Annotated in this window: 2 protein-coding genes; one reads left to right on the top strand and one right to left on the bottom strand. The window is 74.3% G+C overall.

Annotated features, from left to right (window positions below):
• A partial coding sequence (locus tag H5J29_RS32280; RefSeq protein WP_512700156.1) for a class I SAM-dependent methyltransferase occupies positions 1-314 on the top strand: 314 nt, incomplete at its 5' end.
• Positions 315-330: 16 nt separating this feature from the next.
• On the opposite strand, the gene H5J29_RS32275 is transcribed toward H5J29_RS32280, so the two are convergent.
• Positions 331-1,514 (bottom strand): YibE/F family protein (locus H5J29_RS32275; RefSeq protein WP_312858503.1); only part of this gene is annotated, 1,184 nt, incomplete at its 5' end.

Genomic DNA, 1,514 nt, shown 5'->3' with positions numbered 1-1,514 from the left:
GGCTCGCCGCCCGGGAGGGTGTGGCGCGGGTCCGGTGGATCGAGGCCGACCTCGACGCAGGCCTGCCCGTGACCGGGACCTACGACCTGGTCGTCTGCCAGCGGTTCCGCGACCCCGCGCAGTACCCCGCGCTCGCCTCGTCGCTCGCGCCCGGCGGTCTCCTGGTGCTCACGGTGTTGTCCGAGGTGGACGAGGCACCCGGCCCCTTCCGCGCGCGGCCCGGCGAGCTGCTCCAGGCCTTCCCGACCCTCGACCTGGTCGCGCACGAGGAGGGCGACGGTGAAGCCACCCTGCTCGCCCACCGCCCGAGGTGATCGCCGTCGGCCATGATCAGGGTTGCTCGCGGGTCGCGACGACCGCCGCGAGGGCCGTCGTGATCGGGACGGCGGCCACGATGCCGATGCTTCCGACGAGCGTCCGCACCACCTCCGTCGCCACGTCCTGCGAGGTCAGCACCGCTCCGGGGCCCTGACCCGCGACCGTGAACAGCAGCAGGAGGGGGAGCGAGGCTCCTGCGTAGGCCAGCACCAGCGTGTTCACCGCCGACGACACGTGGTCGCGGCCGATCCGCATCCCCGCGGCGAACAGGGCGCGCGGACTGAGCGCGGGGTTCGCGGCCCTGAGCTCCCAGACGGCGCTGGTCTGGGTGACGGTGACGTCGTCGAGCACACCCAGCGCACCGATGAGCACGCCGGCGAGGACCAGCCCGCGGGTGTCGACGGGCGCGCCGAGGGTCGCGATGAGGCCCGCGGTCGTGTCGTCGAGACCGGTGAGTCGGGCGAACGCGGAGAACACGGAGCTCAGCAGGGCGATCAGGGCGAGCGAGAGCAGGGTGCCGAGGACGGTCGTCGAGGTGCGGGCCGAGAAGCCGTGCGTCAGGTACAGCACCATGAACATGATCACCGACGACCCGACGACCGCGACCCACACCGGGCTCGACCCGGCCAGGATCGCCGGCAGCACGAACACGACCAGCACCACGAGACTCAGACCGAGCGCCACCAGCGCGGCCAGCCCCCGCCACCGGCCGAGTGCGAGCACGGCGAGCGCGAAGGCCGCACCGAGCCAGACCAGCGCGCCGCTGCGCTGGAAGTCGACGACCTGGTACGAGCCCGGGTCGGTCGGGTCGCCGCCCGAGTAGGCGACCTGGACCGGGTCGCCGACGGCGAACCGGGGCGTCGAGGGCTCGACCGGCACGATCTGGACGAGCTCGCGGCCCGGCTGGGGGCCACCGGACATGTGCAGGGTCAGGCCGGCGCAACCGCCGTCGCCCGAGCCGGGGGAGCAGTCCGAGGCCTGCGCCGCCACGACCTCGGCCGGGAACACCTCCTGGGTCCGCTGGGCCGTGTGCGGGAGATCGCCGGTCGGCCAGAGCAGCACGAGCCCGACCAGGGTCGCGAGACCGCAGGGGATCAGCAGCGCCGCCAGCAGCACACGGACGCGCCTGCCGGCGGGGGTGGCGGGCCCGTGCCCGTGCCCGTGTCCGTGTCCGGGGCCTGCTCGACGCAGGCCTG

Origin of the sequence: Pseudonocardia pini (assembly GCF_013870575.1) — a bacterium.
GTDB lineage: Bacteria > Actinomycetota > Actinomycetes > Mycobacteriales > Pseudonocardiaceae > Pseudonocardia > Pseudonocardia pini.
This window is presented reverse-complemented; position numbering and strand designations above follow the sequence as displayed.